Source organism: Kitasatospora sp. NPDC007106, from assembly GCF_040634455.1.
Classification (GTDB): Bacteria; Actinomycetota; Actinomycetes; order Streptomycetales; family Streptomycetaceae; genus Kitasatospora; species Kitasatospora arboriphila.
In genome coordinates this window covers 1-4321 of sequence record NZ_JBEYFP010000509.1, presented here as the reverse complement: position 1 = coordinate 4321, position 4321 = coordinate 1, and the positions used below count along the sequence as shown (strand labels likewise).

Sequence of the window (4321 nt, the reverse complement as noted above, 5' to 3'; positions counted from 1 at the left end):
TGGCGGCCCAGCTCCCGCTGCCCGCCCCCGCCGCCCAGCGCGGCGCGACGGCCCCCGCGGAGCCGGTGGACCGGGGTGTGCCGGCAGCGCGTGAGGCGCAGGAGGAGCGGGTATGACCGCCCCGATCCGGCTGCTGCTCGCGGACGACCACCCGGTGGTGCGGGCCGGGCTGCGCGCCGTCCTGGAGACCGAACCGGACCTGGTGATCGTCGCCGAGGCGGCCACCGCCGAGGAGGCCGTCCGGCTCGCGGCCGAGCAGCCGGTCGACGTGGTGCTGATGGACCTGCAGTTCGGCGCCGGGATGAACGGCTCGCAGGCCACCGCCGAGATCACCGCCCGGCCGGGGGCGCCCCGGGTACTGGTGGTGACCACCTACGACAGCGACGCCGACACCCTGAGCGCGATCGAGGCGGGAGCCACCGGCTACCTGCTGAAGGACGCGCCGCCCGCCGAACTGGCCGCCGCCGTGCGGGACGCGGCCGCCGGGCGCACCGCCCTCGCCCCGGCGGTGGCCGACCGGCTGCTGCACCGGATGCGCGCACCCGCGACGGCGCTCAGCCTGCGCGAGGTGCAGGTCCTGGAGCTGGTCGCCCGCGGCCTGGCCAACCTGGACGTGGCCCGCGAACTGCACATCAGCCAGGCCACCGTGAAGTCCCACCTGGTGCACATCTACGCCAAGCTCGGCGTCGACTCCCGCACCGCCGCCGTCGCCGCCGCCACCACCCGCGGCCTCATCCGCCGCTGACCGCCCGGAGGCCGGGACGCCGCAGCCCCCGGCGCCGGGGACCGGAAGCCGGGGGCCGGAAGCCGGGGGCCGGGGGTGGGGCGCGGTTCTCAGGCCGGGGCGCCCACGCCGAGCACCCCGCCGAGGCGTCCCGCCCGGGCCCGCTCGACCAGCGGCGCGGCCCGGCCCGCGGCGGCCCCGAGCAGGACGCCCGCGGCCACCCCGATCACGGCGCCCGCCAGCACGTCGTGCGGATAGTGCACGCCCACCCAGACCCGGGAGGCGCCCATCAGCACGGCGGCGACCAGCGCCACCGCGCCGAGCCGCCGGTCCGCCGTCCACAGCGCCGCCGCGGCGGCGAAGGCGATCACCGTGTGGTTGCTGGGGAAGGACCAGTCGCCGGCGGCCGGGCAGCCCTCCAGGGTGGCCCGGACGGCGAGCTGTCGGCACGGCCGGACCTCCTCGACGGCCGACTTGAACACGGTGTCGGCGGCGTACGCGGCGACCACCACCACCGGGGCGGCCAGCGCCCGGGCCATCACCTCCGGTGCGGCGCCCCGCGCCCGCCACCAGCCGCCGAGCATGAGCAGGGCGAACACGCCGAGCCCGAGCGCCGACCAGTCGGCGATCAGCGCGTCCAGCCAGGCCGGGGCGGAGCCCGCCCAGCCGACGACCCGGGTGTAGAGACCGCCGTCGATCCCGCTCCCGTCGTAGGCGAGCAGTGCAGGTGTCATCGGCGGACCTCCGGTGCGTGTGCAGCGGCGCCTGGCGGGACACCGCAGTCGTCTACACAGGTGTAGACGGTCGACACGACTGTAGACGACCGCCGGACGCCCCGCCGCCGCACCCTCCGCGCGCCGGCCCGCACGCCCACCCCGCGCGCCCCGGACCGAATCCCTGACGCAACGTCACCAGCCGTGCACGCAGCGGACATCCACGTCGCCGCCCGGCCCCCGCAACCACGCGAACCGGCCATCATGGCCGATCCCGGACGGGAAAAATGAGAATTCCGACTCCCTCGGCATGTCCAGATCGAGCAGCCTTACCCTGTCTGCGGACCGGGGAGAGTCGACGAGGGGCGGGTGATGGGTATGCGCAGCACGCACCGGCCTGCCCGGAACCACCGCGCACCGCTCTCCACCGCCGCCCTCACCACCACCTACGACCTCGTCCTCGGCAGCGGCCCGCACGACACCGACTTCGCCGGCCCCGTCCCCAGACCCGAGATCACCGACTCCTGGGAACGCCTGCGCCGGCTCGGCCTCGACCCGGACGCGGGCCGCAACGTCCGCCGGATCGGCGTCGCCGACGTCCAGCACCGCCGCCGCGAGTCGCAGCTCGACACCGTCCTGCCAATGCTCCGCACCACGCTGCTCACCTCGGACGACGCGCCCGTCCTGCTCGCCGTCACCGACCCCCAGGGCCACCTGCTCTGGCTCGACGGCGCCCGCCACCTGCGCCGGAACGCCGACGACATCGGCTTCGAGACGGGCGCCCGCTGGACGGAGGACGAGGTCGGCACCAACGGCATCGGCATGGCGCTGCGCACCGAGCGGCCCATCGCGGTCCACTCCGCCGAGCACTACCTGCGCAGCCACCACGCCTGGACGTGCGTCGCCGCCCCCGTCCGCGACCCGCGCACCGGCAGGCTGCTCGGCATCCTCGACCTGAGCGGGCCCGCCCACCAGGTGCAGCCCCACCTGATGCGGCTGACCGCCACCGCCGCCCGGCTCGCCGAGACCGAACTGCGGGCCGCCCAGCTGGAGTCGCTGCACCGCCTGCGCACCCTCGCCACCGGCCTGCTCGCCCGGGTCAGCGGCCCGGCCCTGGTCGTCGACGGGGCCGGCTGGACGGCCGCCGCGGTCGGCGTTCCGCCGGTGCAGCGGCTGCGGCTGCCCGCCGAGGGCTGGGGCAGCCGGCCGGTGGAGTGGCTGCCGACGCTCGGCGAGTGCGCGGTGGAGCCGCTCGGCGGCGGCTGGCTGGTCCGCCCGCTCGGCACCTCGGCCGCCGGCGTCGACGAACTGAGCACCGGCGCCCGGATCCGGCTCGACCTGCGGCAGCCCGGACGGCCCGAACTGCACGTCTCCGGCGGGGCCGGCAGCTGGTCGCACGTGCTCAGCCCGCGGCACGCGGAGGTGCTGCTGCTGCTCGCGGTGCACCGCACCGGCCTGAGCGCCGCCCAGCTCGCCGAGGGGCTGTTCGGCGACCGGGCCCGCACCGTCACCGTCCGCGCCGAACTCTCCCGGCTGCGGCGCTACCTGGGCGCCCTGCTGGACCACCGCCCGTACCGGCTGACCGCCTCCGCCGCCGTCACGGTCGACGGCCCGACGGAACCGCTGGACCTGCTCGCGACCTCCTCCGCCCCGGCCGTCCGCGACCTCCGCGCCGCCCTCCACGCCGGCGCCGCCCGCCTGCCGGCCTGAGCGACCCCCGGGCCCGCCGGTCAGCCCGTGGCGAGGAGCGCGGCGAGTTCGGCGTCGGTGGGGCCGGCGCCCAGCTCCTCGTCGGCGGAGATCAGCGCGTAGGTGCGCTCCAGCCAGGCCCGCACCCGCGGCAGCGGGGCCTCCAGCAGGGCGCTGCCGTGCGGGGAGTCCAGCGCGACGTGCAGGGTGGAGCCGTGGCAGGGGCAGTACGCCGGCCACAGCTTGATGTCGCCCTGCCCGCTGAGCGCGTCCAGCCCGTCGCGCAGCAGCTCGCGCGAGAACACCCAGTCCGCCTCGTCGGGACGGCCCAGGTGGAAGGTGAGCAGCACCTCGCAGGGCCGCTCGGTGTCGTACCGGAACCGGGTACGCACCTCTCCCACCTGGTCGTCGTCCAGTGCGATCCGCAGGGTCATCACCTCGTCCAGCACCGCTCGTGCGGTGGCGGCTCGGCCCGGGTCGTCGCCCGTGGGGGTGGCGGCGATCGGGTCGGAGGGTACGGACAGCGGGTCGCGCGGCATGACGGTCTCTCCGAGGCGGCTGGGGTTCGCTCCAGCCTGCGGCACGCGGGCGCACGCGGCAACGGTTGCAAGAGGTTGCAGCGATCGGGTGACCGTCCGATTGGACGGTGCGTCAGTTATCCGACACAGTACGTCATTACGGTTAACACATCCGTTGCGTTCCGGGACTGGCGGAGACCGCGGTCACCGCTGCTACATTCGTGCCCTTGTCACTGCGGCCCAGGGCCCGTGGCGAGCCCGGGAGCAACGGCGTCGGGTGGGGAGGAGGGGAGCCGGTGGCGCTCCGCGAGGACACCGGGCCGGTCCGCACGGCCGTCCGGTACGGACGGCACAGCCGGCCCAAACCGATCGGGGGCAGGTTCCGGCTGCCCACCATCCGCTTCTCGGGTGCGGCGGTGGCGATGTCCACCGTGGTCGGCATCAGCATCGCCACGACCTGGCTGCTGAACGAGCAGCAGGGCGTCGGGCGCCGGCCGGGCATGTCGAACGTGGGCGCCAGCCCGCCGCTGCCCAGCCAGGACGGCCACGGCACCGGGAACACCACCCCGGTGGCGGAGACCGTGCACACCGCGCCCACCGCGCCGACCCGCAGCACCCACACCGGCAGCGCGCCCGCGGCCGCCTCCGGGCGCCCTTCGGCGGCGGCGTCCTCGGGC

The 4321-nt window shown here is 76.3% G+C and carries 4 protein-coding genes and 1 pseudogene; 3 read left to right on the top strand and 2 right to left on the bottom strand.

The window, feature by feature from the left end; genetic code table 11:
• Positions 1–112: 112 nt before the first annotated feature.
• Positions 113–745, top strand: coding sequence for a response regulator transcription factor (locus ABZ641_RS27235; protein WP_344621995.1), 633 nt, complete (start codon positions 113–115; stop codon positions 743–745).
• An 89-nt stretch (positions 746–834) separates the two neighbouring features.
• Here the strand turns inward: ABZ641_RS27235 and ABZ641_RS27230 are convergent, their stop codons facing one another.
• Positions 835–1458, bottom strand: coding sequence for a phosphatase PAP2 family protein (locus ABZ641_RS27230; RefSeq protein ID WP_344621996.1), 624 nt, complete (start codon positions 1456–1458; stop codon positions 835–837).
• 357 nt (positions 1459–1815) lie between these two features.
• On the opposite strand from ABZ641_RS27230, the gene ABZ641_RS27225 reads away from it, so the two are divergent.
• Positions 1816–3147, top strand: a complete 1332-nt coding sequence (locus ABZ641_RS27225) for a GAF domain-containing protein (RefSeq protein WP_344621997.1) — start codon at positions 1816–1818, stop codon at positions 3145–3147.
• Between the two features lie 20 nt (positions 3148–3167).
• Here the strand turns inward: ABZ641_RS27225 and ABZ641_RS27220 are convergent, their stop codons facing one another.
• Positions 3168–3665 (bottom strand): SsgA family sporulation/cell division regulator, encoded by a 498-nt coding sequence (locus tag ABZ641_RS27220; protein ID WP_344621998.1) that lies wholly within the window; start codon positions 3663–3665, stop codon positions 3168–3170.
• 275 nt (positions 3666–3940) lie between these two features.
• Here ABZ641_RS27220 and ABZ641_RS27215 point away from each other — a divergent pair.
• Positions 3941–4321: pseudogene (locus ABZ641_RS27215) on the top strand (hypothetical protein); the annotation flags it as partial.

Bases quoted from the DNA above. Each gene is read 5' to 3' on its own strand.
- ABZ641_RS27235 (WP_344621995.1), top strand. From the start codon at position 113: ATGACCGCCCCGATCCGGCTGCTGCTCGCGGACGACCACCCGGTGGTG.
- ABZ641_RS27230 (WP_344621996.1), bottom strand. From the start codon at position 1,458: ATGACACCTGCACTGCTCGCCTACGACGGGAGCGGGATCGACGGCGGT.
- ABZ641_RS27225 (WP_344621997.1), top strand. From the start codon at position 1,816: ATGCGCAGCACGCACCGGCCTGCCCGGAACCACCGCGCACCGCTCTCC.
- ABZ641_RS27220 (WP_344621998.1), bottom strand. From the start codon at position 3,665: ATGCCGCGCGACCCGCTGTCCGTACCCTCCGACCCGATCGCCGCCACC.